The organism is Propionibacterium ruminifibrarum (assembly GCF_900289195.1).
Lineage (GTDB): Bacteria > Actinomycetota > Actinomycetes > Propionibacteriales > Propionibacteriaceae > Propionibacterium > Propionibacterium ruminifibrarum.
This window is the reverse complement of sequence record NZ_OMOH01000004.1, coordinates 68,642-94,848: the sequence shown is the minus strand read 5'-3', so window position 1 is coordinate 94,848 and position 26,207 is coordinate 68,642. Positions and strand designations below refer to the sequence as shown.

Annotated in this window: 24 protein-coding genes; 9 read left to right on the top strand and 15 right to left on the bottom strand. The window is 68.3% G+C overall.

What is annotated here, in order from left to right; all coding sequences use genetic code 11:
• Positions 1-159 precede the first annotated feature (159 nt).
• Both fbaA and PROPJV5_RS05745 read left to right on the top strand, forming a co-directional pair.
• Complete coding sequence (fbaA, locus tag PROPJV5_RS05750) at positions 160-1,182, top strand: class II fructose-bisphosphate aldolase (protein WP_119715399.1); 1,023 nt, start codon at positions 160-162, stop codon at positions 1,180-1,182.
• Positions 1,183-1,343: 161 nt separating this feature from the next.
• The gene (locus tag PROPJV5_RS05745; protein WP_338047469.1) at positions 1,344-2,324 is read left to right on the top strand and encodes an MFS transporter; all 981 of its coding nucleotides are present in this window, start codon (positions 1,344-1,346) and stop codon (positions 2,322-2,324) included.
• 211 nt (positions 2,325-2,535) lie between these two features.
• On the opposite strand, the gene PROPJV5_RS05740 is transcribed toward PROPJV5_RS05745, so the two are convergent.
• A complete protein-coding gene (locus PROPJV5_RS05740; RefSeq protein ID WP_119715397.1) occupies positions 2,536-3,402 on the bottom strand; it encodes an ArgP/LysG family DNA-binding transcriptional regulator in 867 nt (288 codons plus the stop codon).
• 70 nt (positions 3,403-3,472) lie between these two features.
• Here PROPJV5_RS05740 and PROPJV5_RS05735 point away from each other — a divergent pair, with 70 nt between their 5' ends.
• Complete coding sequence (locus tag PROPJV5_RS05735; protein ID WP_119715396.1) at positions 3,473-4,081, top strand: LysE/ArgO family amino acid transporter; 609 nt, start codon at positions 3,473-3,475, stop codon at positions 4,079-4,081.
• A gap of 478 nt (positions 4,082-4,559) precedes the next feature.
• Here PROPJV5_RS05735 and ilvD read toward each other — a convergent pair whose 3' ends face one another.
• A complete protein-coding gene (ilvD, locus tag PROPJV5_RS05730) occupies positions 4,560-6,404 on the bottom strand; it encodes a dihydroxy-acid dehydratase (RefSeq protein ID WP_119715395.1) in 1,845 nt (614 codons plus the stop codon).
• A gap of 132 nt (positions 6,405-6,536) precedes the next feature.
• Here ilvD and PROPJV5_RS05725 point away from each other — a divergent pair, with 132 nt between their 5' ends.
• The 3 genes from PROPJV5_RS05725 (at position 6,537) to PROPJV5_RS05715 (ending at position 10,139) form a co-directional block, all read left to right on the top strand.
• Complete coding sequence (locus tag PROPJV5_RS05725; RefSeq protein ID WP_147385363.1) at positions 6,537-6,806, top strand: hypothetical protein; 270 nt, start codon at positions 6,537-6,539, stop codon at positions 6,804-6,806.
• A gap of 319 nt (positions 6,807-7,125) precedes the next feature.
• Positions 7,126-8,442, top strand: a complete 1,317-nt coding sequence (locus PROPJV5_RS05720) for a tyrosine-protein kinase domain-containing protein (RefSeq protein ID WP_182858590.1) — start codon at positions 7,126-7,128, stop codon at positions 8,440-8,442.
• 263 nt (positions 8,443-8,705) lie between these two features.
• A complete protein-coding gene (locus PROPJV5_RS05715; protein WP_220474348.1) occupies positions 8,706-10,139 on the top strand; it encodes a sugar transferase in 1,434 nt (477 codons plus the stop codon).
• Between the two features lie 43 nt (positions 10,140-10,182).
• Here PROPJV5_RS05715 and PROPJV5_RS05710 read toward each other — a convergent pair whose 3' ends face one another.
• Genes PROPJV5_RS05710 through PROPJV5_RS05690 form a run of 5 tightly spaced genes read right to left on the bottom strand, consistent with a single transcriptional unit; the run spans position 10,183 to position 15,619 of the window.
• The gene (locus tag PROPJV5_RS05710) at positions 10,183-10,995 is read right to left on the bottom strand and encodes a glycosyltransferase (RefSeq protein WP_119715391.1); all 813 of its coding nucleotides are present in this window, start codon (positions 10,993-10,995) and stop codon (positions 10,183-10,185) included.
• Complete coding sequence (locus tag PROPJV5_RS05705) at positions 10,992-12,059, bottom strand: glycosyltransferase (RefSeq protein WP_220474347.1); 1,068 nt, start codon at positions 12,057-12,059, stop codon at positions 10,992-10,994. The genes PROPJV5_RS05710 and PROPJV5_RS05705 overlap by 4 nt, the downstream gene beginning before the upstream one ends.
• On the bottom strand, positions 12,040-13,287 hold the full coding sequence (locus PROPJV5_RS05700; RefSeq protein WP_147385362.1) for a lipopolysaccharide biosynthesis protein: 1,248 nt from the start codon (positions 13,285-13,287) through the stop codon (positions 12,040-12,042). Before PROPJV5_RS05700 ends, PROPJV5_RS05705 begins: the two co-directional genes overlap by 20 nt.
• Positions 13,284-14,369, bottom strand: a complete 1,086-nt coding sequence (locus PROPJV5_RS05695; RefSeq protein WP_119715388.1) for an EpsG family protein — start codon at positions 14,367-14,369, stop codon at positions 13,284-13,286. The genes PROPJV5_RS05700 and PROPJV5_RS05695 overlap by 4 nt, the downstream gene beginning before the upstream one ends.
• On the bottom strand, positions 14,366-15,619 hold the full coding sequence (locus PROPJV5_RS05690) for a polysaccharide pyruvyl transferase family protein (protein WP_220474346.1): 1,254 nt from the start codon (positions 15,617-15,619) through the stop codon (positions 14,366-14,368). The genes PROPJV5_RS05695 and PROPJV5_RS05690 overlap by 4 nt, the downstream gene beginning before the upstream one ends.
• A gap of 645 nt (positions 15,620-16,264) precedes the next feature.
• Between PROPJV5_RS05690 and PROPJV5_RS05685 the strand changes: the two genes are divergently transcribed.
• On the top strand, positions 16,265-17,050 hold the full coding sequence (locus PROPJV5_RS05685) for a GNAT family N-acetyltransferase (protein WP_147385361.1): 786 nt from the start codon (positions 16,265-16,267) through the stop codon (positions 17,048-17,050).
• A gap of 248 nt (positions 17,051-17,298) precedes the next feature.
• On the opposite strand, the gene PROPJV5_RS05680 is transcribed toward PROPJV5_RS05685, so the two are convergent.
• The 8 genes from PROPJV5_RS05680 to PROPJV5_RS05645 all read right to left on the bottom strand — a co-directional run bounded on the left by PROPJV5_RS05680 (position 17,299) and on the right by PROPJV5_RS05645 (position 24,485).
• Positions 17,299-18,318 (bottom strand): zinc-dependent alcohol dehydrogenase family protein, encoded by a 1,020-nt coding sequence (locus PROPJV5_RS05680; RefSeq protein WP_119715590.1) that lies wholly within the window; start codon positions 18,316-18,318, stop codon positions 17,299-17,301.
• Between the two features lie 399 nt (positions 18,319-18,717).
• Complete coding sequence (locus PROPJV5_RS05675; protein ID WP_119715386.1) at positions 18,718-18,990, bottom strand: HPr family phosphocarrier protein; 273 nt, start codon at positions 18,988-18,990, stop codon at positions 18,718-18,720.
• Positions 18,991-18,994: 4 nt separating this feature from the next.
• A complete protein-coding gene (locus PROPJV5_RS05670) occupies positions 18,995-19,354 on the bottom strand; it encodes a PTS glucitol/sorbitol transporter subunit IIA (RefSeq protein ID WP_119715385.1) in 360 nt (119 codons plus the stop codon).
• A 100-nt stretch (positions 19,355-19,454) separates the two neighbouring features.
• Positions 19,455-20,525: a PTS glucitol/sorbitol transporter subunit IIB gene (gene srlE, locus PROPJV5_RS05665; protein ID WP_119715384.1), complete on the bottom strand. Its 1,071-nt coding sequence runs from the start codon at positions 20,523-20,525 to the stop codon at positions 19,455-19,457.
• 18 nt (positions 20,526-20,543) lie between these two features.
• Complete coding sequence (gene srlA / locus PROPJV5_RS05660; protein ID WP_119715383.1) at positions 20,544-21,092, bottom strand: PTS glucitol/sorbitol transporter subunit IIC; 549 nt, start codon at positions 21,090-21,092, stop codon at positions 20,544-20,546.
• The gene (locus tag PROPJV5_RS05655) at positions 21,089-21,679 is read right to left on the bottom strand and encodes a transcriptional regulator GutM (RefSeq protein ID WP_119715382.1); all 591 of its coding nucleotides are present in this window, start codon (positions 21,677-21,679) and stop codon (positions 21,089-21,091) included. Before PROPJV5_RS05655 ends, srlA begins: the two co-directional genes overlap by 4 nt.
• 1 nt (position 21,680) lies before the next feature.
• Positions 21,681-23,591 (bottom strand): BglG family transcription antiterminator, encoded by a 1,911-nt coding sequence (locus PROPJV5_RS05650; protein WP_182858589.1) that lies wholly within the window; start codon positions 23,589-23,591, stop codon positions 21,681-21,683.
• Positions 23,592-23,681: 90 nt separating this feature from the next.
• Positions 23,682-24,485, bottom strand: a complete 804-nt coding sequence (locus PROPJV5_RS05645) for a sorbitol-6-phosphate dehydrogenase subunit (RefSeq protein WP_119715380.1) — start codon at positions 24,483-24,485, stop codon at positions 23,682-23,684.
• A gap of 324 nt (positions 24,486-24,809) precedes the next feature.
• On the opposite strand from PROPJV5_RS05645, the gene PROPJV5_RS05640 reads away from it, so the two are divergent.
• Both PROPJV5_RS05640 and PROPJV5_RS05635 read left to right on the top strand, forming a co-directional pair.
• Complete coding sequence (locus PROPJV5_RS05640) at positions 24,810-25,481, top strand: transaldolase family protein (RefSeq protein ID WP_119715379.1); 672 nt, start codon at positions 24,810-24,812, stop codon at positions 25,479-25,481.
• Between the two features lie 310 nt (positions 25,482-25,791).
• The gene (locus tag PROPJV5_RS05635; RefSeq protein WP_147385360.1) at positions 25,792-26,202 is read left to right on the top strand and encodes a hypothetical protein; all 411 of its coding nucleotides are present in this window, start codon (positions 25,792-25,794) and stop codon (positions 26,200-26,202) included.
• The last annotated feature ends 5 nt before the right edge of the window (positions 26,203-26,207 follow it).

The window sequence follows — 26,207 nt, the reverse complement described above, 5'->3', positions numbered from 1 at the left end:
AAGAGTCCCATCGCGGCCGAACCGGGTTCACATGCGCGCCCGCATTTGAGAGAATCAGAACCAGCACGGCCACTAGGCCATGCCCGCCAGGTTGAACCGTTCGGCCAGCGGGCCCGAACACCGCGTGCGTTCGGGTGACAGCGAGAGAAGGAAGTTTTCATGCCCATTGCAACTCCTGAGGTCTACGCCGACATGATTGATCGCGCCAAGAAGGGCGGCTTCGCCTACCCGGCGATCAACATCACCTCGTCGCAGACGCTCAACGCCGCTCTGCGTGGTTTCGCGGATGCCGGCTCCGACGGCATCGTGCAGATCTCCACCGGTGGTGCTGAGTACGCCTCGGGCCCCACCATCAAGGACAAGGTCACCGGTGCCGTCGCCCTGGCCGAGTACGCCCGCGTGGTCGCCAAGAACTACCCGATCAATGTCGCTCTCCACACCGACCACTGCCAGAAGGAGAAGCTCGACAGCTACGTCAACCCGCTCATCGCGATCAGCCAGGAGCGTGTCGACCGCGGCGAGGACCCGCTGTTCAACTCCCACATGTGGGACGGCTCGGCCATCGAGGTCGAGGAGAACCTGCAGATCGCCGACGAGCTCCTCTCACGCACCTCGAAGGCCCACATCATCCTCGAGATCGAGGTCGGCGCCGTGGGCGGCGAGGAGGACGGTGTGACCGGCGAGATCAACGAGAAGCTGTACACCACCGTCGCCGACGGCATGCGCACCCTCGAGGTGCTCGGCCTGGGTGAGAAGGGCCGCTACATCACGGCGCTCACCTTCGGCAACGTGCACGGCTCCTACAAGCCCGGCTTCGTGAAGCTGCGCCCGGAGATCCTCAAGGAGATCCAGGACGAGTGCGGCAAGAAGTACGGCAAGGACAGGCCGTTCGACCTGGTGTTCCACGGCGGCTCGGGCTCCACGCCGCAGGAGATCGCCGATGCCGTGAAGTACGGCGTCATCAAGATGAACATCGACACCGACACCCAGTACGCCTTCACCCGCCCGGTCGTCGACCACATGATGAAGAACTACGACGGTGTCCTCAAGATCGACGGCGAGGTCGGCAACAAGAAGACCTATGACCCGCGCAGCTGGGGCAAGTCGGCCGAGGCCGGCATGGCGGCCCGTATCGTCGAGGCCTGCCAGCAGCTCGGCTCGGTGGGCACTCACCAGGCCTGATCGCTCTCGCACGCACGCAGCACAACGGGGCCGACCCTTCGGGGCCGGCCCCGTTTCTCGTGTGCCCGCGGGTCGGGCCCTCCCGCTTGACGGCCAGGCGGATTCAGCACTACTCTGATGCTGTTTCATACAACAAACCAAATTGGTTCTCTGAATGAAACATTGGTGGATTCGGTTGCGCGATCCTGTACATGACCTTCTGGTTCCCCACCAGGATGAGGGCGCGCATGAACGCGCTCTTCCAGTTCGGGGCGCCCCTGGCGTTCGTGATCGGCGGGCCCGTCTCGGGCTGGCTGCTGAGCGTCTCGGAGGGCTGGTTCTGGTCCGGCTCGCGGGGCTGGCAGAACATGTTCCTCATCGAGGGACTCGTGGCCTGCCTGGTCGGCGTCATCGCCTGGTTCTACCTTCCCGACGGCCCCCGGGACGCCACGTGGCTGAGCGAGGAGGAGAAACAGGCGCTCACCGTCGCGATCGACGCAGAGGACTCCGAGAAGCAGGAGCACGCCCAGCGCGGCATGTTCCGGGCCCTCGTGGACTGGCGCGTCCTGTACTTCTGCTTCGTGTGCTTCACGATCCAGGTACTCGGATACGGGTACAACTTCTACATCCCCTCCCAGGTCGCGGCGCTGCTCGGCCGGAGCGTCGGGCTGGCCGTCGGACTCGTCACGGCGATCCCCGCGGTGTTCGCCGTCATCGGGCTCGCGGTCGTCCCGCGGTACGCCGAGCGCATCGGCAGGCGTCGGCAGGTCGCCGTGGCCATCTACGCGATGGGTGCGATCGGCATCGCGCTCTCGGGCGTCCTGAGCGGGAACCCGTTGCTGACCATTGCCGCGCTGTGCCTTGCGTACACCGGGCACATCGTCGTGCAGCCGCTCTTCTGGACGAACGTCTCGACCTATCTGACCTCCGGCGCCGCCGCGTCGGGCATCGCCCTCATCGGCGCTCTCGGCAACCTCGGCGGCTTCGTGGGGCCGAACATCAGGGTGTGGGCCGAGGGCACCTTCGGCTCGGGCAATGCCGGGCTCTACGTCCTGGCCGTCTTCGCCGGCGTGGGCACTGTCCTGCTTGCGGCCACCCGCCTGTTCGGCATGGACCGTGACAAGGAGGTCATCCAGGCCCAGGAGGAGGCGAGCAAGGCCTGAGAGCCGGCCCTCGATGAGAGCAGCGGCCGGGCCGCGGCGAGTTCCCTCCGGGACACCGTCGCGGCCCGGCCGTACGTCGTCGACGCCCTGGTCAGGGTGCCGGTGCGTCGAACTCTCGCGCGGGCTGGGGCGCCTTCCGTCAGTAGTTCCAAGCGGGTGTGTGCAGGGCCCGGTGTTCGGGGGCCGTTGCGGCTCGGCTGCGTGTCGTGGGTCAGGGCGTCGGGGCGTCGAGCTCTCGGGCGGACCGCAGCACCAGTTCGGTGAGTCGTTCCAGGCGGGGCGTGTGCAGCGCCCAGCACTGCCAGTACAAGGTGACGTCGACGTGCCCCGGGTGTACGCGCATGAGACTTCCGGCGCGCAGCGGCTCGGCGGCCATGCGCGCCGGCACCATGCCCCAACCCAGGCCCGCCTCGACGGCGGTCAGGTAGGCGTGCGGCGAGGGCACCAGGTGGCGCCTTTCCGGAGCGGGGCTGCCGAGCCCGGCCAGGAAGTCCTCGGTGATGTGGTCCTTCTCGTCGAAGCAGACCGCAGGCATCGCGGCCAGCTGCTCGCCCGGCAGGGGGCCGCCGTCCCACAGGGCGGGGGAGGCCACCGGCAGGTAGCGCATCGCGCCGAGCCTGGTGCTGCGGCAGCCCGCCGCCGCCCTGGTGGCCGTGGTGACGGCGGCGATCACCTCGCCGCTGGTCAGCAGGCGGTGGGTCAGCTGCTCGTCCTCGACCAGCAGGCGCAGGTCGGTGTCACGCCATCGCGCGGCCTCGGCGAGCACGGCGGTGAACCACGTGGCGAGCGAGTCCGCGTTGACCGCGACCCGCAGCGGCGCGGCGCTGATCCGATCGAGCGCGAGAGCCACGTCTGACTCGATCTCTGCGAAACGCCGTGCCGCCGACAACAGCACCTGCCCGGCGTCGGTCACCTTGCAGGGTCTGGTGCGCTGCACGAGCACCTGACCGGTCTGGCGTTCGAGGGCCTTGATGCGCTGGCTGACGGCCGATGGCGTGACGTGCAGCGCAGTGGCCGCCGCGTCGAAGGTGCCCGCGTCGGCGACGGCCCTCAGCGCCCGAAGCTGCTCTGCATCCATGAAGTGATTCTAATGATGCTGAAGAATCATTCGCTGGTCTTCATCATGGGTCTCGTCTAGCGTCGGTGAGGTGGATGTCTTCGTCACCGGTTTCGCCGCGGGGCTCGGGCTCATCGTCGCCATCGGCGCCCAGAACGCGTGGGTGCTGCGGCAGGGGCTGCGCCGGGCCCACATGGGCTGGGTCGTCGGCATCTGCATCGCCTCCGATCTGGTCCTCATGGCCGCCGGAACACTCGGCATCGGCGCCATCGTCGACCGGGCGGCCTGGGTGCTCACCGTCCTGACCTGGGCCGGCGTGGCCTACCTGTGCTGGTTCGCGTTCACCAGTTTCCGTTCCGCGCTGCGTCCCGACGCCGAGGGACTGAGGGCCCAGGGAGCGGCGGGGCCCGGACTCGGCGCGGTGGTCGGTGCGACGCTGGCCGTCACCTGGCTCAACCCGCACGTCTACCTCGACACGATGGTCTTCCTCGGCTCCCTCGCCAACCAGTACGGCGGCCTGCGCTGGGTGTTCACGGCCGGGTCCATGACCGGATCGGTCTGCTGGTTCAGCGCCCTCGGCTTCGGCGCCCGGGCCCTCTCCGGGCCGATGTCCAGTCCGAGGGTGTGGCGCGGTCTTGACCTGGTCATCGGTGTCGTCATGCTCGCCCTGGCCGTGCGACTGGCCCTCGGCGCGATCTGACCGGCTCGCCATGGGGAAACGCGGCTTCGTCCTGCGGTTTGGCTTCCGAACCGGTTTGTCTTGCGACGGGGAGCCCCCTCGTCCTGCGGTCTTCGTGGAATGACACACAAGAACCGCAGGACGAGTACGGGGGTTCAGTCGAGTCGACGGCGGGCCGCGCCCTTGTCGGCGTAAAGCGCAGGGTGAGCTGCCGTCGGTCTTCTGTGGTTCGTCCTGCGGTCGTCGTGAAATGACGCACGAGAACCGCAGGGTGGAGGTTGAAGGTGGCTTGGGGACAGGTGTCCGCGGGGCTCGTCTGAGCAGCCCATGTTCGCTCGTCCTGCGGTCGTCGTGGAATGACGCACAAGATGCGCAGGGCGATGGTCCGGTGGGCGGGTGAGCATGGGGATGCGCTTGGACTCCGATCGGTCCGTTGCCCGCACTAGTCCTGCGGTCGTCGTGGAATGACGCACAAGAACCGCAGGACGAGTGCGGGGGTTCAGTCGAGTCGGCGGCGGGCCGCGCCCTTGTCGGCGCTCTGGGCCAGCAGGGCGAAGACCTTCAGCGCGTTCGAGACCACCCGGTCGCGGTGGCGCGGTTTCCAGCCGGCCTCGTCCTGCTCGGCGCGGCGCGCGGCCAACTCCTCGTCACTGACCCGCACATTGATCGCGCGGGCGGGAATGTCGATGTCGATGATGTCGCCGTCGCGCACCAGGCCGATCGCGCCACCGGCGGCGGCCTCGGGGCTGATGTGCCCCAGCGACAGGCCCGAGCTGCCGCCCGAGAACCGGCCGTCGGTGATGAGGGCGCACTTCGGACCCAGCCCGACGCCCTTGAGGTAGCTGGTGGGGTAGAGCATCTCCTGCATGCCGGGGCCGCCCTTGGGGCCCTCGTAGCGCACGACGACCACGTCGCCGGCCCTCACCCTGCCGCCGAGGATGTGCTCGACGGCCTCCTCCTGGGACTCGGTGACATGGGCGGGACCGCTGAACACGAACTGGTCCTCGGGCACACCTGCCGACTTCACGACGCAGCCGTCGACGGCGATGTTGCCGTGCAGCACCGCCAGGCCGCCGTCGGCGGTGTAGGCGTGGGCGATGTCACGGATGCAGCCCTCGACCGGGTCGGTGTCGAGCTCGGCGTAGCGGTTCGTCGAGCTGAACATCTCGGTGGTGCGTACGCCGCCGGGGGCGGCGTGGTAGAGCTCCACGGCCTCGGGCAGGGCCGAGCCGCCGCGCACGTCCCAGTCGTCCAGGAAGGACGCCATGGAGTCGTGGTGCACCGAGTGCACCTCCATGTCGAGCAGACCGCCGCGGCGCAGCTCGCCGAGGATCGCGGGGATGCCGCCGGCGCGGTGGACGTCCTCGAGGAAGAAGACGTTGCTGTTCGGGGCCACCTTGCACAGGCAGGGCACGTGGAGCGAGAGCTCGTCGATGTCGTCCTGGTCGAAGTCGACGCCGGCCTCCTGGGCGGCGGCCAGCAGGTGCAGGATCGTGTTCGTCGAGCCGCCCATGGCGATGTCCATCGTCATGGCGTTGGCGAAGGCCCCGCGGGTGGCGATCGAGCGCGGCAGCACCGAGTCGTCGTCCTCGTCGTAGTAGCGCCGGGCATTGGCGACGACGAGCCGCCCGGCCTCGGCGAAGAGGGACTTGCGGGCGCTGAAGGTGGCCAGGGTGGTGCCGTTGCCGGGCAGCGCCAGCCCGAGGGCCTCGGTGAGGCAGTTCATCGAGTTGGCGGTGAACATGCCCGAGCACGAGCCGCAGGTGGGGCAGGCGTTCGCCTCCATGCGCGCCAGCTCGGCGTCCGAAACGCCAGGGTCGGCCGACGCCGTCATCGGGTGGATGAGGTCGAGGCGGCTGCTCGTCGTGCCGTCGTCGTTGGTGATCGGACGGCCCGACTCCATGCCGCCGCCCGAGACGAACACGGTGGGGATGTTGAGGCGGAAGGCCGCCAGCATCATGCCCGGGGTGATCTTGTCGCAGTTGGAGATGCACACGAGCGCATCGGCCTGGTGCGCGTTGCACATGTACTCGACCGAGTCGGCGATGATCTCGCGGCTGGGCAGCGAGTAGAGCATGCCCCCGTGGCCCATGGCGATGCCGTCGTCGACGGCGATCGTGTTGAACTCCTTGGCAACACCGCCCGCGGCCTTCACCGCGTCGGCGACGATCGAGCCGACATTGCGCAGCCCGACGTGCCCGGGGACGAACTCCGTGAAGGAGTTGGCGATCGCGACGATGGGCTTCCCGAAGTCGTCGTCGCCCATGCCGGTGGCACGCCACAGGGCGCGGGCGCCGGCCATCGGACGCCCCTCGTAGGTGACGCGTGAACGCAGTTTCGGCATTGCCAGGTCCTTTCCTCGCACCCAAGAGTAGAACCCCCGGTGGGATTACGGACCATCAGCCGACCACAACGCGGCTTCGCCGCCAGCGAGCTCCGTGGCATGAGCTGCGTTGTCCATCGCCGGGTGCCGGGCGTGAGCCCACGACCGGAGAAGGTGGGTGGTGAGGGCTGGTTCTTGCGGCGCCGCCCGGTGGAGGCGGGCGAGCAGGAGGAGAAGGTCACTGAGTCGTGGGAGCAACTGGGCGCCGCCAAGCGGGAGCGGGGCGGCGCCCAGTTGCTCCCGATCCGGGTTCGTGGCGCCAAGGGCCGTGCCGGTTCCCTCGGCCGGTGGTACGGGGGTGAGACCACTTCCCAGTTCTCAGTGCTGAACGATGGCTACCCGCGGCCGGTGGCACGGGGGTGAGACGAGGACGACGCGGGTGTCGGGGTTTCGGGTGAGCCCGCGGCCGGTGGCACGGGGGTGAGACGGTACCGGATCCAGGTGCCGCGCCAGTGCCGGACCGGCGCCGGAACCACCGCGGGGCGGCCGCCCTCGGCAATCCCCGGCCCCATCGAGAAGGAACACATGAGGAAATCACATTCTGGCAACGTCATCGTATGAATCACATATGAACCTTCAGGGGCCCATGGCAGAGCATGATGGCTCTGTGATAAACAGACAAAACCCCCTTCAAGGAGATACCTGTTATGTCCACCCAAGAATTCCGGCCGGTGATGCCGCCATGACGTTCGAAGGACTTCTCGAACTCACTCACCGGAGAATCATCACGATCGCCGCGGGACTTGTCGTTGGCCTCGTCATCGGCATTGGATTCGTCTGGCTGTACCCGGTTTCCTACAAGGCGTCCGCGGACGCCTATGTTCGTGCCGTGGTTCCCGCGAATGACACCGCGCCGAACCAGGCGGACGAATACTACTCGGCATCTCAGCTGGCCAACCAGAAGGTCAAGGCATTCGTCCCGGTGTTCACTTCCGAAGCCGTTGCTCAAGGGGTCATCGATACCTTGGGATTGGACACGACTCCGGCCGCCCTGTCGCGTTCGGTTTCGGCGACCAACGAGGATGACACCCTGACGATCACCGTCACCGTTACCGCTCCGACTGCCGAGGACGCCCGCATCATCGTCGATGAGGTCATCCGTCAGTCGGCCGAACAGGTCCGGCGGCTTGAAGGTGAGGACTCGCCGGTCGCTGTCGTCCCCATGTCTCCCTCGGGCCTATCGACCACGTCCCGTTCGCCGTCGATTCTCAGCTGCCTCGGCATCGGCGCCCTGGGCGGGGTGGTGCTCGGGTACGCACTGGCCCTGGCCCGCCAGGCGTCGGACAGACGCGTCCGCTCCGCTGCTGTCGCCGCTGCTGCTGCCGGGCGCCCAGTCCTCGGCGCCCTCCCGTACTCGGAAGCCGTTGCGGAGGGTCGCGATGCCCTGCAGGACGCCGACCAGTTCGGGGAGGCCCTTCGGAAACTGCGCACCAACCTGCGGTACGCCAACGTCGATGCGGGGCTGCACTCCTTCGTCATCTCCGCTCCCCAACACGGGGACGGGACCTCAGTCGTCTCCTCGAATCTCGCCCGGGTCATGGCCCTGAGCGGCCAGGAGGTCGTTCTCATCAACGGCGACCTGCGTCAGAGCACGCCCGGCACCGGGCCGGAACGCGCGGAGCGCCACCCCGGCCTGTCCGAACTGCTCGCCGGAACGGTCACCTTGGAAGCGGTGCTTCTGCCCACTTCGGTGCCGGGTTTGCAGCTCATCCCCGCAGGAGAGATCCCACCCAATCCCTCCGAACTCCTCGGGTCCGAGCGGATGTCCGACGTGGTGACCCGTCTCTCCTCGGACCGGGTGGTGATCATCGACACCCCGCCGGTGCTCCCGGTGACCGACGCGGTGGCCCTCGCCCCGCACACCGATGGTGTCCTCGTCGTGGCGCGCTCCGGACGCACGACGAAGGATCAGCTGAGTCACGTCGCTGAGTCCATCCGCCAGGGAGGCGGGTGCATGCTCGGCGTCATCCTCAACCACGCTCCACAGACCGCGTCATGACGGCCGGGCCCGACCGGGCCCTTCCGGAACAGAAGACGCGCGAGCGGGTTGGCCCGCGGCGCTCGCCCGCTGAGCGGCCGAGCGTCCGGGATTGGAATTATTCGCACCCTCTTCTGCTCGTCTGCCCGATTTCAGAGTCGGGTTGCCGGCAGCGATCATCGTTCATTTCCGCTGAGCCATTGTGCGCTCACCCACCTCTTGGATGAACCATGTCCGATCCCCAATCCATCTCCCATCTGGTACCAGCCGCTACCACCGCACGTGTGGCAGCTCTTTTCCAACGCTCCCTCATCGTCGGCGACCTCGTGGTCATCACCGCGACCGTGTCCGGCGCCCGTCTTGTCCGCCTCGAGCACGAGGAGAATTCCTTGGCGCTGGGCCTCACCGCCCCCTCGTGGATCAGTGCGGTATTCGGCGTCGGTGTCATCATCACGTGGTGGGTGCTTCTGGGGGCCGTGCACTCCTACAGCGAACGCATTCTCGGTAGTACGTCGGATGAATATTATCGGGTGATTCAGGCGACCGTGATCGAATTCGGGGCGTTGGCCCTGCTGTCCTACCTGAGCGGCGTCCAGTTGCCGCGGTCCTACTTCCTCGCCGCCCTGCCCTTCGGCGGCGTGATGCTGCTCGTCTGGCGCTGGCTCGCCCGCCGGTACTTCGTCAGGGCGAGGCGGGCTGGATCGTTCATGCGCCCGACCTTCATCATCGGCTCCTGGGAGTCGGCGTCGGCAGCCATAGCCGTGATCAGTGAGCGCCCCGAGTTGGGTCTGCAACCCTGCGGGGCCTTCCTCTCCGACGCCCCGGCCCCCGCCGATGGCGCTCCCGGGGATCAGGCGGCCCCCTTCCCCGTGCCCATTGTCGGGGGAGTGAAGCAGCTGGAGGATGCGATCCAGAACGTGGAGGGCATCACTCTCATGGTTGCGCAGGAGAGCGGACTGGCCCCAGCGGACATCCGACGGATCAGTTGGGCGCTTGGCACGACGAGCCGACTCATCATGGTCCCCTCCGTGATCGACGTCTCCGGCCCGCGGCTCCACCTGCGCCCACTCGGCGGGATATCGCTGCTTGAGATTCAGATCAGCTCCATCAGTCGGCTGAGACTGGTCGTCAAACGACTGGGGGACATCGTCGTGTCCGCCATCGTGATCATCGTGCTGATCCCGATGTGGATCGTGGTCCCGCTGCTCATCCGGCACGAGGACCACGGCCCGGTCTTCTTCCGCCAGACGAGGATCGGCAGGAACGGGCATGGCTTCCGGATCTGGAAGTTCCGTACGATGCGCGTGAACGCGGATGACGAACTCCAAGCCCTTCTCAGCAAGCAGGGTGCTGCCGACAAGCCCTTGTTCAAGGTGGATCACGACCCGCGCATCACGAGAATCGGTGCTGTGCTCCGGCGGACCTCCTTGGACGAGTTCCCACAGCTGTTCAATGTCCTCGACGGTTCCATGAGCCTGGTCGGGCCGCGGCCCCAGGTGCCCAAGGAGGTCGAACTGTACGACGAGACCGCCGCGCGCCGGCTCCTGGTCAAACCCGGGATGACGGGCCTGTGGCAGGTCAACGGGCGCTCGTCCCTGACCTGGGAGGAGGCGCTCCGCTTCGACCTCTTCTACGTGGAGAACTGGACGCTGTCCATGGACCTGATGATTCTCCTCAAGACCATCAAGGTGGTTCTCACCCAGGAGGGGTCCGCCTGAGCGGGCCCCGCGCGGCCGGCGGTTCACCCGGGGTCGGAACAGTTCAGTGCCCGGTGATCCTCCGACGGACGCGGTGTGCCGCGGTGCTCCAGCTTCGCGGCGTCACCATTTGCGCGGTCGCCCGGAGGATCCCGTAGACCGATGCCGGGTGCCAGTCGAAATGGGCCAGAAGGACCCGGCGCCGCGAGGCCAGCTGCACCCTGCGCTTGGTCTCGGAGATGCCGCCGTCCCCGGTCCGGCAGCGCACCAGGGCCTCCGGGATGTTCGCCGCCTCGCCCTGGCCGAGGAGCAGCATGAACAGCGCGTAGTCCTCGGCGGCGGGGAAATCGGTCGGATAGCCGCCGACGGCGTCGTACGCCTCCCGCCGGAACACCGCCGACGGGTGAATGATCGCGCAGTTCACCCGCATCCGCCTGCGGATCCCGGCGGCCCCGGTGGGCTGCTCCAGCCGGTAGAGGAAGGAGCCGTCCGGCGAGACGAAGTCCACCCAGGATCCGGCGAGGACGATCTCCGGGTGGTCCCGGAGAAGACGCCGCTGCTTGTCGAAGCGGTCCGGTAGGCAGCTGTCGCCGCAGTCGAGGCGGGCGATGAGCCCGTAATCCTTGGGCGCCCGGGAGATTCCCGTCCTCAGCGCGACGGTGATGCCGCTGTTGCGCTCCAATTCGATGAGCTGTACCGCGGTGGGGCCGGCACTCGGCGGGAGGAACTGCCGGGCCGGGCGGTGCCGTGACCCGTCGTCGACGACGATGATCAGGTCGTCGGCCCCCAGCTCAACGGTCGACAGGGACTCGGTGAGGTCCCCGCCCGCTTCGTAGTAGGGAATCACCAAACAGATGCGGTTTGAGGATCGTGTCATGGGTTCAGCGCCTCCGAGTAGAGCACGGTCAGGGCGTCGGCCAGGTGAGGCAACGAGTGGGAATGCAGCAGGCGGCGGCCCCGGGCCCTCGCCTCGGCGAACTCGCCCTCGTCATGGACGAGGCGTTCCACCAGGGACGCCACGTCGGCGGGGGCGCTCGCCATGAGCAGGCCGGTGTGTTCGATGGCGGGGATTCTCCGCGCGACGACGGGGGCCTCGCATGCCGCGGCGTCGAGGATGCTCAGGGGGAAGCCCTCGTAGCACGCCGAGTGCACGTACACGGCCCCGCGGAGAAGATCCTCGATCTCGGACGCGCCCAACCACCCCGTCACCCGGATTCCGGCTCCGCTCAACAGCCGGCACAGCGCGGCGTCGCCGTCGCCGATCCAGACCGCCTCGAGGGCGACGCCGGCCAGGCGGAGCCTGCGCACCACGTCGATGTAGAAGCGCGGGTCCTTCTGCGGCACGATCCTGCCCACCATGACCATCCTGCGCAGGTCCGCGTGGCGGAAGCCAACCTGCTCGGGCCGGATGGTCGGCACGTTCGGGACCTCGACCACGGGCAGATCCCGTCTCATGCCGCGGACGATGGCTCGCTCGTGGGGGGAGAGCACCCCGACGGCCGCAGTCCGGGCCATGAGGGCTCGTTCGGCGCACTGGAAGGCGATCCTCGACGGCGGGGGGAGGGAGGGATCCTCGAACTTGAAGCAGTGCGGCTCGTAGACCACCGGAGCGCCGATGCGTCCGGTCCTGGTGTACACCCCGGCCCAGCTCGAGTGCGCGTGGACGATGTCAGGACCCAGCTCGCGCACCCTTCGGCGGATCGCCGCGATGCGCGGCAGGATGGTCCGGGGCAGCGGGACCGAGGAGGCCCATTCCGATGCCACCGGCGTCTCCTCCCCGGCCCACAGCAGGTGGTGCTCGGCGTCAGGGAATCCCTGGGCCCTCAGTTTGACGGCCCGACCCACGCCGGCCCCGAAGCACTCGGTGACGTGCAGGATCCTCAGCGGCCGAACCCCACTGCCGGCGGCCGTCCCGGTCGACTCATGACTCGACAGCGGCATCATCACTCCTCACGTAGTGCACGGACATGCCGGTCTTGACGATGCTGCTGACCAGGGCGGAGAGGACACCGCACCACACCGCGGAGACCCCGAGCGCTCCGCAGGGGATGACGGCGACGACGCCGATCAGCAAGGACCAGACCGCGACCCGTACCTGGTTCCGGTAGCGGTTGAGGGCCAGCAGTGCCGCATTGAGCACCTGGGTCACCGCGTTCAACGTCGCCGCGATGGTCAGCGACGACAGCAGAAGCGACTCGAAATCGAAACCCCGCCCGTACAGCGTCGAGAAGACGGGCGGGCCGAGGACGTGGAGGACGACGGCCGCCACGATCCCACCGATCAGCACCCACCTCGTCGTGCGGCCGGCCATGGAGATCAGCGCGTCGCGCCCGCTCCGCCTGACGAGCATCCGGTAGTCGCCGATGTACATCGAGTTCAGCGAAGCGCCCAGCAGGGAGCCGGCCGTCAGAATGTAGGCGGCCGCCGAGAAACGTCCGACGTCCGCCGCCGAGCCGGCGATCGAGACGACCCACGTCGGAAGGTTGACGACCAGGACCGCGAGCACCTGCCAGACGGCCACCGGCGTCGATTCCACGATGATGCGCCACAGGAGCCCGGCCTTCTCCTCCGCCGTGGGGCGCAGTCCGCCGAGCGAGGCGCGGCGCCGGACCACCGGTATGGCGACGACGGCCGTGACGACCGAGCCGAAGGACGAACCCAGGACGATGATCTGTGCCGACCCGCCGACGGCGGCCAGGACGAGGGCGCCCAGTACCGTGAGCGCTCCGTTGAGGATCATGAGAAGACCGAAGGGCAGCAGAGCCCCGCTCTTCTGCAGGGGGGCGTAGAGGATGTCGATGACGCCGTCGGCGATCTTCATGATCGTGACCGCGATGACGAGTACGGCGTGCAGGCCCAGGGCGGCGCCGACGGCCACGATGCAGAGGGATCCCGCGGCGAGCGCGAGGACCCGCAACCGCAGATAGGCGGCGAACGGGTACTCCTTCCGCAGGGTGATGCAGGTGTTGCGCAGCCCCCACCCCGCCGCCGTGAACAGGGGTGTCGCATAGGCCAGGAGCGTGGCGAACTCACCGGGCGCCGTCGGCCCGGAGACCCTGGCCAGCAGCCAGAACACCAGCCATTGGGACAGCGGGCCGATGAAGGTCCCCGCCATGACGAGTGCCCTGCCGACCCTCTGGCGGTCGAGTAGCGCCGGGTGCGATCTCATGGAACCGACCACGCGTAGGGGAGCAGGTCGCCGTACTGGGTCAGGTTCACGAAGTAGTACGTGACGATGCCGACCCACAGCACCAGGTGCCGGGCCCTGGACCCGTGCGAGACGAGGGCCGGCACGAGCAGGGGCAGGGCGGCGGTGAAGTAGAGCGTGCCCCGGTCGAGAACCGACAGCTGGAGCCCGACCACCTGGAATCCGAGGCCGAGGGAGTAGAAGCGCGAGACGCACTGGAGGGGTCCGGGGATTGGGGTGGAGTGCAGGAACCAGATCACTGCGAGCATGAGGACGAGGTGGGCGAGGCGGCCTCGCCCGGACCCCAGGTCCTTGCCCAGGTAGGCGCCGTACTTGTCGCCGAGCAGATGCGTCAGGAACGACGAGGTCGCGGCGCTGGCCAGCAGGAGCGCGAGGACCGTTCCGCCGCACAGCAGCACCAGGCGGGTGCTGAACGTCGTCCGGCTGCGCGGGCGGCGCGACAGGGCGAAGGCCAGGACGGCGATGATGGCGGAACGGTGGATGAGGACGGCCACGACGAGGACCGCCCACCCGCTGCGGCGTCCACGCAGGATGAGCGCCATGCCGAACATGAACACTGCGATGGCGAGCGCCTGCCTCATCCCGTTGAACTGGAACAGGTAGAGGCCGGAGAGCGCGTATGCGCTGATCGCGGGAAGCATCTTGGGGGCGATCATCCGGATCGCCCCGTACTGCAGGCCGTTGGTGACGACGGCGGTGGCGGCCAGGAACCAGCGGGCGCTGAGGCCGAGGGACTTCAGGGCGAACTCCCACAGAGTGTACCCGAGTTCGACGACCGACTGGCCCGAGGAGTTGCGCCACGACGCCGGGTCGACCGCCCCGTTGTACATGGACACGTACATCCGGGTGTCGGTTCCGATCGACCAGGCGCGCAGCGCGGGTGCGGCCGCGAGGACCGCGACGCACGCGACATCGATGCCGCGCTGCGCCGCCGTCGCCCGGTGTGGCCAGCCGTCCTCGCCGCCGCTCTCGGCGGGCGCCTCGGCCGCCCGGAGCAGTTGCAGGACGACGACGGCGACGACGGTCAGCAGATAGGCGGTCACGTGTTCCTCGGAGCGGTCGCCGGTCGCCCGTGGGAGGGACCCGATGCCGGTCGGCCCGGCTTCAGGGGCGACAGGCAGGAGCGGAGGTACTGCTGTGCACGCCGGCGCTCGTGGTCGAGCCGGTCCTGATCGAAGAGGAGGGGCCCGGAGCCCAGGGCGAGGGTCCCCGCCTGGTCGTCCGAGCGGATGAGCCGACTGCGCGTTCCGAGCAGGTCGAGGACGGAGGTGAGGCGCCCGCCGTACCTCGGCGGCGGTGCGGCGACGAACTGCGTGGCGAAGATGTGCGAGAAGGCCACGCCGTGGAAGGAGTCGGTGACGACGAGGGAGGCGTCTCTGACGAGGGTGAGGAAGTCCTCGACGGGGGGCAGGACGATCCGGCGGGCGAGGGGCATGCGCGTGGTGGGCCAGTAGTCGGCCCGGACGATGGGCAGACCCGTTCGGGCAGACAGCCGGGAGGCCGTCCTGGTCAGCAGCGGATTGCGGTTGAGCTGGTAGACCAGAAGGTACTCGTGGTCCAGCACGACGTCCGAGGCGAGGCCGTGCCAGTAGGCGGACGGTACCGCCAGAGTGGGGTCGACGTGCTGCTCGGCGTCGAGGCCGAGACCGGCCAGGTAGTCCCTGGCGGGGGCCTCCCGGACGGAGAGCCGGTCGAAGCGGGACAGCGCCCGGGTGGCGAGCTCCTCCTCCAGCCTCGGCAGGGCGGACATTCCGATGGAGGACGCGAAGGAGAAGCGGTGGGTGTCGGGCGGTAGGAACGAGAGGTAGAAGGGGCGGTTGTCACGGTTGTAGGCGATGTTCCAGACCTGGTCCGAGCCGACGCAGTAGGAGTCATAGTGATCAGCGACGGTGTCGTGGAGGCTCTCGTAGGACTCGTAATGCGATGAGGTCAGGTTGACCCGCCGCGCGAGGAAATCCTGGAAGACCGATGCCCGTCTGTGGGCGGCTCGCCCGCGGACGAGGCTGTACGCCTGTTTCGCGAAGGGCACCTTGGCGTAGCTGCTCCCGGCAATGTAGTGGGCGGCGTCGTCCCCGATGCCCTCGCGGCGGAAATCCAGCACCGTGCACTGCGCTCCGGCCTCCTCGAGAAGCGTCTGAGTCGCCACCGTCTGCAGAACGGACCCGTAGTTCCGGACATTGTGCAGGGTCAGCAGAGCGACGGCCGGTCGTTCTGCGTCGACGGACCGGCTGTTGCGGGGCGAAGAGACGTGGGGAGCCATCTGCCGCTCCCGGGGCTGGTTGTGATCGGGCATGGTCTTCTTCTCGCCGGGCGCGTCATCACACCAAGGGCGGCATCGGAAAATGACACGGCACGGAGGGGTGGAGGGGTTTTCGTTACTGCGACTATACGCTGCGGAATTGCTGGTGACTAGGGGTGCCCATGGGGGGCGGTATTCCGGTGAAACTGTGCCGGTGCTGTGTCGTGGCTGTCCTGTATTTAAGTGAAGGGCGGGATTTCTTTTCTTTCGCTTGGGGTATCTGATCCTCCCGGCTGACGGGAAGAATCTGTCATGGACCTCCCTGCGGCTGAAGGCGCCTCGGCCGGTGTCGGCCTCCGCGAGGACTCGTTCCCCGTCGTGGCCAGAACGGGAACCGCAGGGCACGGCAGCTCGCATCATCCGGTTCAACTCGCCGTCGGGGCCCATGTGTGGAGGACCGTCCGGCCGTCGCCGAAGCCCACCGAGTGACGCAGCGGCAGCTGCCGAGCAGCCGCAGTGTCGAAGGATCGTCAGGGCCGCGAACCACGAGGCGAGTTCCTCCCATGGGCAGCCCCGGGTCTTGGGGCCGACACGCATGGATGATTGCCACGCTGAGAGGCCGGCGACGGGGATGGGCGGCTTTGCGGGGCGCCGCCGGCTCTCGGGGAAAGGGATGTGACACGATGTGGTGTCCACTCGGTGAATGGGCAGGAGGTTGTTCCTGTGCAACGCGATGAAATCATGCAACGACTGACGCGAATTATTGCTGATCGACTCGGGTCCACCGGTGATCGAAGTGGGATCGTTGAGGAATCGTGCCTGGGTCGAGATCATGAGCTGAATGATGCGAAGAGAGATGAGCTCCGGGCCGAACTGAACAAGGTGTTCGGGGTGTCCTTGAGTGCCGAAGACCTTTCCCCCGATGCCATGGCGGACATGGGTGCGCTGGCCGATCTCATCCGAGCACGTGGGGCGGTTCCGGTGCAGGCCGGAGTGGAATCGGGAGTGATCAGGAGCGCGCGTGCCGAGGAGTTGGGGGACGTCCTTGAGCTCCAGCGGAGGGCATTCGCCGCGGTGGCCGAGCGGGTCGGCGACATGGAGATCGCACCCATGGTTCAGACGATGCCCGACATCATCCGTGAGTTCGAGAGCGGGATCGTGCTCGTGTACGAGCAGGGCGGCCGCATCGTCGGATCGGTGCGAGCTCAGGTCAGGGACTCAGTGGCCCATGTCGGTCGGCTGATCGTTGACCCGCGGTGGCAACACCGCGGCATCGGGACGCGTCTCATGCGCGAACTCGAGAATCGTGTCGAGGGCTGCGCGTCGTATGAACTCTTCACCGGTGAGGAGTTTCCCGAACTGGTCCGGCTGTACAAGGCTCTGGGCTATCGCGTGGTGGGCACCGTGCTCATGGACGCCGTGCCCATGGTCATGATGTCCAAGCAGTCCCCGGCGCAGCAGCACGGGACGCGTCGGGAGAGGTGATGGCGCGGTCGCAAACGATCCGGCCCGTGCTGTCCGCGGCGAAGGCGGAGCGACCTGATTCCTCGGTCATTTCTCCCCGCGCACTCTGCCCTGAGCTGTTGCGCGGTGGGCCGGTCCAAGGAGTCGTTCAGATGCCGGAACAGGCGAAGGCCGTCGGGCTGTCACAGGCCGGCGTCGCGACGCCGGCCGTGCAGATGCCCGGAGGAGAACCGGGTCATGGCTCTCCTCCGGGCCGTCGTTGTCCGGGCTCAGACCTCCAGCAGCACCTTGATGGCGCGGCGCTCGTCCATCGCCTTGTAGCCCTCGGCCGCCTGCTCGAGCGGCAGGCGCAGGGTGAAGACCTTGCCGGGGTTGATCTCCTTCTTCAGGATCCGGTCGATCAGGTCGGGCAGGAAGCGGCGCACCGGTGCGGGGCCGCCGTGCAGGTGCACCTCGGAGAAGAACAGGCTGCCCCCGTCGATCTGCTGGTCGTGGCTGACGCCGACGAAGCCGACGTGCCCGCCGGGACGGCAGGACGCGATGGCCTGGTCCATGGAGACCTGGTTGCCGACCGCCTCGACGACGCTGTGCGCGCCCAGTCCGCCGGTGAGTTCCTTGACCTTGGCCGCGCCCTCCTCGCCGCGCTCGGCGATGACGACGTCGGCGCCGAACTCGCGCGCCAGGGCGGCGCGGTCCTCGTGGCGGGAGAAGGCGATGACCTGCTCGCTGCCGAGCGCCTTCGCGGCGAGCACCGCGGACAGACCCACCGCGCCGTCACCGACGACGGCGACCGTCTTGCCGGGCCCGGCCTCGGCGGCGACGGCGCCGAACCAGCCGGTGCCGAGCACGTCGGAGGCCGCCAGCAGGGAGGCGAGGACCTCGGGGTCGTCGGGCTTGCCGCCGGGGACGACGACGAGCGTGCCGTCGGCCTGGGGCACGCGGGTGTACTGGGCCTGCGTGTCACCCATGAAGCCGCCGTTGACGCAGCGGGACGGGTAGCCGGACTGGCAGATCTCGCAGGTGTTGTCGGACAGACAGAAGGAGCCGACGACGAAGTCGCCGACCTTCACGTTCTTCACATCGGAACCGATCTCGACGACGGTTCCGATGTACTCGTGGCCCATGGGGGACTCCTCGACGGGCTGGAGTCCGCGGTAGGGCCACAGGTCGGACCCGCAGATGCAGGCGATCTCGACCTTGAGGACGGCGTCGGTCGGGTCGATGACGTGCGGGACAGGGCGGTCCTCGACCGTCACATCGCCCGGCGCGTGCAGGATGACGCCGCGCATGGTCTCGTCCATGTGGTGATCTCCTCTGATCATGGGTAAGGGGTATGTCGCCCTCGGACAAGGTGCGACATACCCAGATTAAGGCGCCAGGGCAACCGTGCCCGGCCGCTGCCGGCCGACGAAAGGGGGCCGCTCGGCGGGAACGCCCCGGACTGAGGCCCCTGGTCGCTTCGGCGGTGGGCCCTCGCCGGCCGCCGGCGAGCGCGCCGATGATGGCGGGCGGGGTTCGGGCCTTCGTGGGGGCCGGGCGAGTGCGTCGAGTCGATGATCACCCTCGACGGGTCGCCGCGTCCGAGCGGCGGAATGGTCCCTGGTCGGCGAATGGCGGCATGGTGTGGGAGCGGGGGCCGGACCGATGGGTCCGGCCCCCGCCTGTGTGTGCGAGAGGAAGGTTCTTGTTCAGCCCCCGAACGGCTCGACGGGGTGCGTGAGCCGGTCCGCGATGGCGTCGAGGGCCTCGGTCTCGTCGAGCCCGTCGGCGAGCACCAGTACCTCGTCGCCCTGGCGCGCGCCGAGGGCCAGGACCTTGAGCTGGTTGGTGAGCGAGGCCCGCTCGCCGCGGCAGCTCAGCCACAGCGACGACTCGAACTGCTCTGCGGCGCCGGCCAGGAGGGCCGCCGTCCGAGCATGGATGCCCAGGGGGTCGCTGATGGTGACGGTCCGGCTGATCACGGGTTCAGTTCTCGATCGAGATCGTCGAGCCGATGGTCAGGGCGGGGGGCTGGCCCTGTACGTGCAGGGTGCCTTCGAGCTGGGCCTGCTCGGCGCCGTCGAAGTTCACCGTGATGTGGCCGAGGCCGTCCAGGTTCTTGCGGACGAGGTTGCCGACCGCGGTGACCGGGAAGGCGACGCCGTCGATGACGAGCCGGTCGCCGGGCTTGATGTCGTCGGTCGACTGGTTCATGTCGATGGTGAAGCAGAAGTCGGCGAGCGAGGCGGGCGCGCCGTCGCCGAACAGCACGTACATGCCCTGGTCTGCGAACGAGGCGGCCTCGGGGCCGATGCCCTTGACGGTGGTGGTGTAGATCTGAGCCATGTCTGTCTCCTGGTGGGTTGGGTTGTTCTCTCTTGCGGGGTGAGGTGCAGGGCCCGGCCATGAGCTCCCCGGCGCCGTGGGGCCGGGGAGCCGCAGGGGTTCAGCCGGTGCTCGTGTACAGGCCGATGGAGGCCAGCCAGGCCACGGCGACGCGCGGGACACCGTTGACGAAGCGGGAGTAGAGCACCGCCGGGACGCCGATCTCGACCGTCTCGGCCTCGGCCTCGGCCAGGCCCAGGGCGACCGGGATGAAGTCGCAGCCGTTCTGCGTGTTGATGGCGAACAGGGCCGGCAGCGCCAGGCTCGGGCTGACGGCGCCCTTGCCGATCTCCACGCCGATGAGCGTACCGATGACCTGGCCGATGACCCCGCCGGGGCCGAGCAGCGGCGACAGGAACGGCAGCGAGCAGATGAAGCCGAGGACGAGTAGGCCGGGACCCGAGCCGACCAGCGGCGACAGGGTCTGGGAGATCCAGTTGCCCAGGCCCGAACCCTGGATGATGCCGATGAGCATGGCGACGAAACCCATGAACGGCAGGATCGTCGTGATCATCGTCTGGATCGCGTCGCGGCCGGCCTGGTAGAAGATGGCGATGACCTTGCCGGCGCCCAGGCCGATCTTCTCCAGCAGGTTCTTGTTCTTCTTCTTGGCCAGCGACTCGGAGACCTTCATGTCGGACGAGTAGCGGACCTCGTCACCGCCCTCGGCCTGCGCCGCGGCGTCCGCGCTCTCGGCGGGCTGGGCGCCCGCGTCCGCGGTGGCCGCCGCGGCGGCGACACCGGCCGGCACCGCGTCGGGGTCGGCGAGACTCACCTGGTCGGGGCCGACGGCCGAGACGTAGATGGACTCGTTGATGAACTGGGCCAGCGGGCCGGCCTTGCCGGTCGGCATCACGTTGACGGTGGGGATGCCCTTCTTCGGGTAGAGGCCGCAGCGCAGCGTGCCGCCGCAGTCGATGACGGCGACCGCCATCTCCTCGTCCGGGACCGTGGTGTTGAAGCCGTTGACCGACTCCATCCCCGACAGCTCCTCCATCTTCTCGACGACCTCGGGCTTGGCGCCGCCGCCGACGATGTAGACGATCTTGTTCTTGGCGCCCTCGGCCTTGATGGTGAGGGGGCCGCCGTAGCCGGAGCTGCCGCGGGTGACGGTGATTGCGTTGTACGTCATTGAAGTCCTCTTCCTCGCTCAGGCGGTCTTCAGCTCGCGGCTGAGTCGGACGCCCTGCTGCCTTTCGACCCAGCGGGTGATGAAATCGGTGCTCCAGCCGCCGACGAAGTTCATGACGAGGCCGACGAGCAGGTAGCGGATGGCCAGCGGCATGGTGGGCAGGCCCAGCTCGGTGATGCCGTTGGCGATACCGAGCCAGATGAACAGCTCGCCGGGGTTGATGTGCGGGAACACGCCGTTGCTCGTGTGGCAGAACTGCATGCCGGCGGCCGCGTACGACGGCTTGTAGAACTCGGGCAGGAAGCGGCCGAGCGACAGGGCCATCGGGTTGGCCAGCATGAAGGCGCCGAGGAACGGCAGGAGCATGTAACGGCTGACCGGGTTTCCCGAGGCGTGGCGGGCCAGGGTGTTGATGCGGTCCTGGCCGATCATGCCGATGAGGGAGTTCATGAAGATGAGCAGTACGAGGACGAGGGGAACGGTCGTGCCCATCCAGCTGATGAAGGTTTCGGCGCCCTGCTGGAACAGGCCGATGAACCACTCGGCCGCCCTGACGACGATGTTCATGAAGTCACTCCTTCCAGTTGAGTGAGTCGGTTTGTCCTCACGGCCGTCTTGGCGGTCGCGACGACGGTGGGTGCGGCAGGACGGGCCTGGATGGCGATGACCTGCTTCTTCCTGGGTCGGTTGCCGGGTGCCTGCTGCCGGGGCGCGCTCGCCCTGGGGCCTGGCAGCTTCTTGAGGAGACGCCCGAGCGGGGTGAGCGGCTCCTCGGGGACGCCGCCGTTCTGGACGGTGACCCAGTTGCTCTGTGCGTTCTCGACGGCCAGGCGCAGGCCCTTCGGGCAGCGGCGCAGTGAGGCCGGGTCGAGGTCGGCGATGTGCTGGCCGGTGACCTGGGACAGCGGCTTGAACCGGGCCAGCACGGTCAGGCCGGACATCGCCTTGGCGTCGATGATCATGCCGTCCTCGTCGAGCAGCAGCATGGCGATGGCGCCGGCGCTCAGCGCGTTCTTGCGCTTGCCGATCGCCACCTTGCCGCGCCTGCGCAGCGCCCCGTAGGACGTCGAGAAGTCCTTCATCTGCACCGTGGCGAAGTACATCTGGCCCAGGTAGGCCACGCCGAGTGCGATGAGGAGGAACCAGAAATTCATGTCAGCTCTCCTTGAGGTGGGCCGGGTTGTTGGTCATGTAGAAGAAGAACTGCTCGTAGGAGGTGAAGCGGCTGATCCGGTCCAGGCCGGCCCGGTTGGCCGCCAGCCGGATCACCTCGTCGTAGATGTCGACGAGCAGCGTGTCGTCGTAGTCGTTCTTGTCCGGCACGCCGAGCAGGACGACCAGACGCAGCCCCTCCTCGCCGTTGGCGCGGGGCACGACGCCGATGGCCAGGACGATCCGGTCCGCGCCGTCGGGCAGGGTCGCGTGGGGAAAGGCCACCTCGGGGGTGATGAGCATGGTGGCCCGCTCCTGGCGTTCGCGGATGCGGGCGCCGAACTCGGCGGGCAGCTGCCCCGACGCGACGAGCCGGTCGAGCATCACCTCGAGCTGGTCCTCGTAGTCGAGGGCCGGGTCGAGCACCATGAAGCGCTCGCCGGTGAGCAGCCCGGCCAGCAGCGAGCGGGTGCCGGCGCCGAGCATCACCTGGACGCCCCGGTCGAAGCGCAGCCGGTTGATGTGGCGCAGCAGTTCGTCGCGGTCGAAGACCTCGGCCAGGCGGAGCATCGGCGCCGAGGTGCGCAGCGGCTGGGTGGTCGTGGTGATGACCAGGTCGAAGTGGTCCAGCACGTCCTCGGCGGCCTCGTCGAGGCTGAGCAGCGTGTACTGGGTGGTGTCGGCCATCACCTTCGCCAGTTCCAGCTGCACGAGCCGGGCCGAGACCCCGCCCCCGTGGGTCACCACGGCGACGCGGTAGGCCGGTGTGGTGAGGGTGCGGTGCTCCTCGATGAACACCTGGAAGTAGCCGGTGAGCAGCTGCTTCTCGTCGTCGGCGACTTCCAGGCGGAGTTCGCGGTCGATGACCTGCGCGGTGATGGTGGCCATCTGGTAGGCCACCGGGTAGGCGCTGCGCAGATCGGTGGTGGGGCCGTCGCCGATGTGGATGCCGAACCGCAGCCTGTTGATCATGAAGGTCAGGTGATGGGCGAAGTTCGTCAGCATCGTCGAGGCCGGGATCTCGATACCCATCTGCGCGGCGATCTCGGCCAGGATCTCCTCCAGCAGCGGGCGGATCTCCGCCGAGGTGGGGAAGCGCTTCAGGCGGCGCTGGTCGTGCGGGGTGTGCATGCCGATGACGGGCAGCGTCATGAAGACGGCCTCGTTGTCGCCCACCGGCAGCTGCAGCGCCTCGCTCACCTGGGCGGCCAGCTGGGCCCCGAAGGCGTAGGCGCTGTCGCGCCGGACCGCCTCGTAGTCGTCGGGCAGCGTGCTGAGCGGGTGGCCGGTGAGCATGCGGTCGAGCATCACCGTGTACCAGCGGGTGATCTCCTGCGCCGCCAGGATCGAGATCTGGTACTCGGCGGCGATGCGGTCGACCAGGCCGAGCAGGGGCTCGTCGATCGGGTAGCCGGAGTAGACGGCCGAGTAGTGGTGGTCGAGGATGTACAGGCGCTTGCTCAGCTCGTCGCCGTGCCACTCCAGGCCCTGGTTCGGGCGCCCGACGATGGCCAGACCGTAGGCGGCGCCGCGCTCGCGCAGCGTCCCCAGGTCGTTGAGCACGGTGGAGCGGCCCACCGACATCTCGCGGGCGAGGTCGTCGACGAGGACGGGGCCGGTGGCGCGGGCGAGGCGGGCGATGATGTGGCCGCAGCGAGTGCCGGGGTCGTTGAAGGACGCGGAGTCGTCGACGAGTTCGGCGCGCAGCTGCGCGTAGCGGTCGCGGTCGATCACCCACAGGCGGTAGCGTCCCTGGTCGAGTCGCACCTGGGCGACCTTGCCGAGGACGGAGTTCAGCTCGTGGACGTCGTTCGTGATCGTCTTCGCACCGACACCGAGACGGTCCTGGAGCGCCTCCGGGTCGGCTGAGAGATGTCGCTCCAGCTGGAGGAGGATCTCTGCTCGTCTGTTCACTGTGGCCCTGCTTGGTGAAGTTCGTGCGTCGTTGCAGTGGTGCGGCTCGTGCCGGCCGGCGGTGGCCGGCACGAGCCGGTGGTTCGCCCGTCAGCCGTGCGACTTGCCGCCGGTGACGGTGACGGTCGTGCCCGTGATGTACGCGGACCGGTCGGATGCGAGGAAGCACACGACATTGGCGATCTCGTCGAGCGTGCCGGGACGACCCAGCGGGATGGTCTTGCTGTAGTCGGGCGACAGCTGGTCGACGGTCGTGTTGCGCGTGTATGCGAGTGCCTCATTGTAGGCGGGGCTGCGCAGGCCGGTGGGTTCGAGGATGCCGGGGGCCGCGCCGACGACGCGGATGCCCAGCGGGCCGAGCTCCTTGGCCCACGACAGGGTGAAGCCGTTGAGGGCGCCCTTGGTGGCCGAGTACACCGACTGGCCCTTCGAGCCCTCGGAGCCGGCCTCGGACGTGATGTTGATGATGATGCCCTTGCCGGCCTTGATGAGGCGGCGGGCCACGGCCTGGCTCATGAGGAACGCGCCCTTGACGTTCACGCCGACCATGAAGTCGAAGGCCTTCTCGTCCAGCTCGTACTGGGGGGCCTCGCCGCGGGCGTCGACGAGCAGCCGCGGCTGGTTCACGCCGGCGTTGTTGACCAGCACGTCGATCCGGCCGAAGTGCTCCTCGACCGCGGCGACCGCTGCCTCGACCGCCGCGGAGTCGGTGACGTCGACGCTCACGTTGAACACGCCACTGTCCTCGTCCACGCCGTCGGTGACGGTCAGGTCGAGGCAGGCGACCCGGGCGCCGGCGGCGCGCAGACCGTCGACGATGTGCTTGCCGATGCCGGAGTTGCCCCCGGTGACGATGACGACTCGGTCATCGAGTTCCAGCCACGTGTTCGTCATTGATAGCTCCGTTCCAACTGCTGCTCGGGTGGTGACGGATTCGACGGTATGGTCTGTGTCAGGCGTTGTGAACGGCTTGTTCTGCCGTCGCTTTTCCGGTTCTCGGAAAAAGACCGAACGAATGGCCGGCCCGCCCCGGCACGATCCCGTGCCTCCTTCCGGATGCCCTGGTCGGGGCACTGCCGAGGGCCTCATGGGGCCAGGATGCGCACCATCGGGCGATCCGCCGCGGACTCCCGGCGCGTGATAGGACTGGGGGTGTTCACGGTTGATCGAATCGGGCCCTGCCCCAGGGCATCTGCGTCGCAATGAAGGGCTTTCGCCATGACCACCATTCCGGTGCCGCTCGGGTTCTACATCGACTCCGCCGATGCGGCGGTCCACGAGAAGTGGCTGCCCACCGGGATCTTCCGCGGCGTCACGACGAACCCGACCCTGCTGAGGGACGCCGCCGTGCGCCTGGCCGACGTGCCGACGCTGTACGCCAGGTCGCGTGAGTTCGGCGCCTCCGAGTTCTTCGTCCAGACCTGGGGCGCCGGCGCCGAGGAGCTGTACGCCCACGCCCAGCGGATCCGCGACATGGCACCCGAGGCGATCATCAAGGTGCCCACCACCGCGCCCGGCGCGCAGGCGGCGTCCCGGCTGCGGGCGGCCGGGGTCCCGGTGCTCATGACGGCGGTCTACTCGGCCGGGCAGGCGCTCGTCGCTGCCGCCCTGGGTGCCGAGTACGTCGCCCCCTACTTCAACCGGATGTTCCTGGCCGGCCGCGACGCCGCAGCCGAGATCTCCCACATGACCAGCGCCATCGCCCAGGACGGCTCGGGCCCGCTCGTCGTGGCCGCCTCCATCAAGTCGGCCCAGCACGTCGTCGCCCTCGCCGGCCTGGGGGTGCGCCGCTTCACCATCTCGCCCGAGGTCATCGCCGAGCTGTTCACCGACGACCTCGCGGCCGGCGCCGTCGAGGCCTTCGAGGCCCACATGGCCGACGTGCTGTGACGGGCATGCGCGGCGCCGTTTCCGCGCTCCGCCTCAGCCGAGACAACACCGCCTGGCGATGCGCCGGTTGCTTGATGGGGGCAACGTTCCTATGGCCCGGAGCGTCCTTGCCCTCGGGCGCTATCCGGATCACCCATCAGCGACAATGTCAGCATGACCTCCAGTGCTGGTCCGAGGCTCGGAAGGATGCGACATGGCGTCGGTACTTCGACCGGGTGACCCCTGCTGGGCCCGCGGCTGGGTCGTGGCCGAGGGTGGAGCACTTCGGTTGAAGGCCTTTCCTGATGACAATCACGAGGGCATCGCTGTCATGGGGACAGGTGAGGTCGACCCCGGTGCGCGCTATGACATCAGCGGCAGGTGGACGGGGGACGGGGTGCTCGTCGAGGAGTTGGTTCCGGCCCAGGGCCAGGACCCCGACGGGATTGACGAGCGGGCCGTGGAGTGGTGCCGCGCGAAGGGGCCGGTCAGCCCGGTCACGGTGCGACAGATGGACTCAATGATCCGCCGCTGGAGCGATGCCCTCGAACCGTACGTCGTCATGGTGATGGGATCGGGCGGTGATCCGGTCCCGGGCGAGCCGTACGCCTGGCCCGCGGTCGAGTTCATCATCCTCACGCGGTGGGCCGAGGATTTTCTCCCGTTCGCGCAGGAGGCGCACCCCGACGCCGTCCGGTTCGCCCTGCTCGTGAGCGCGGACCGGGACGAACTCATCGACTGAACGCC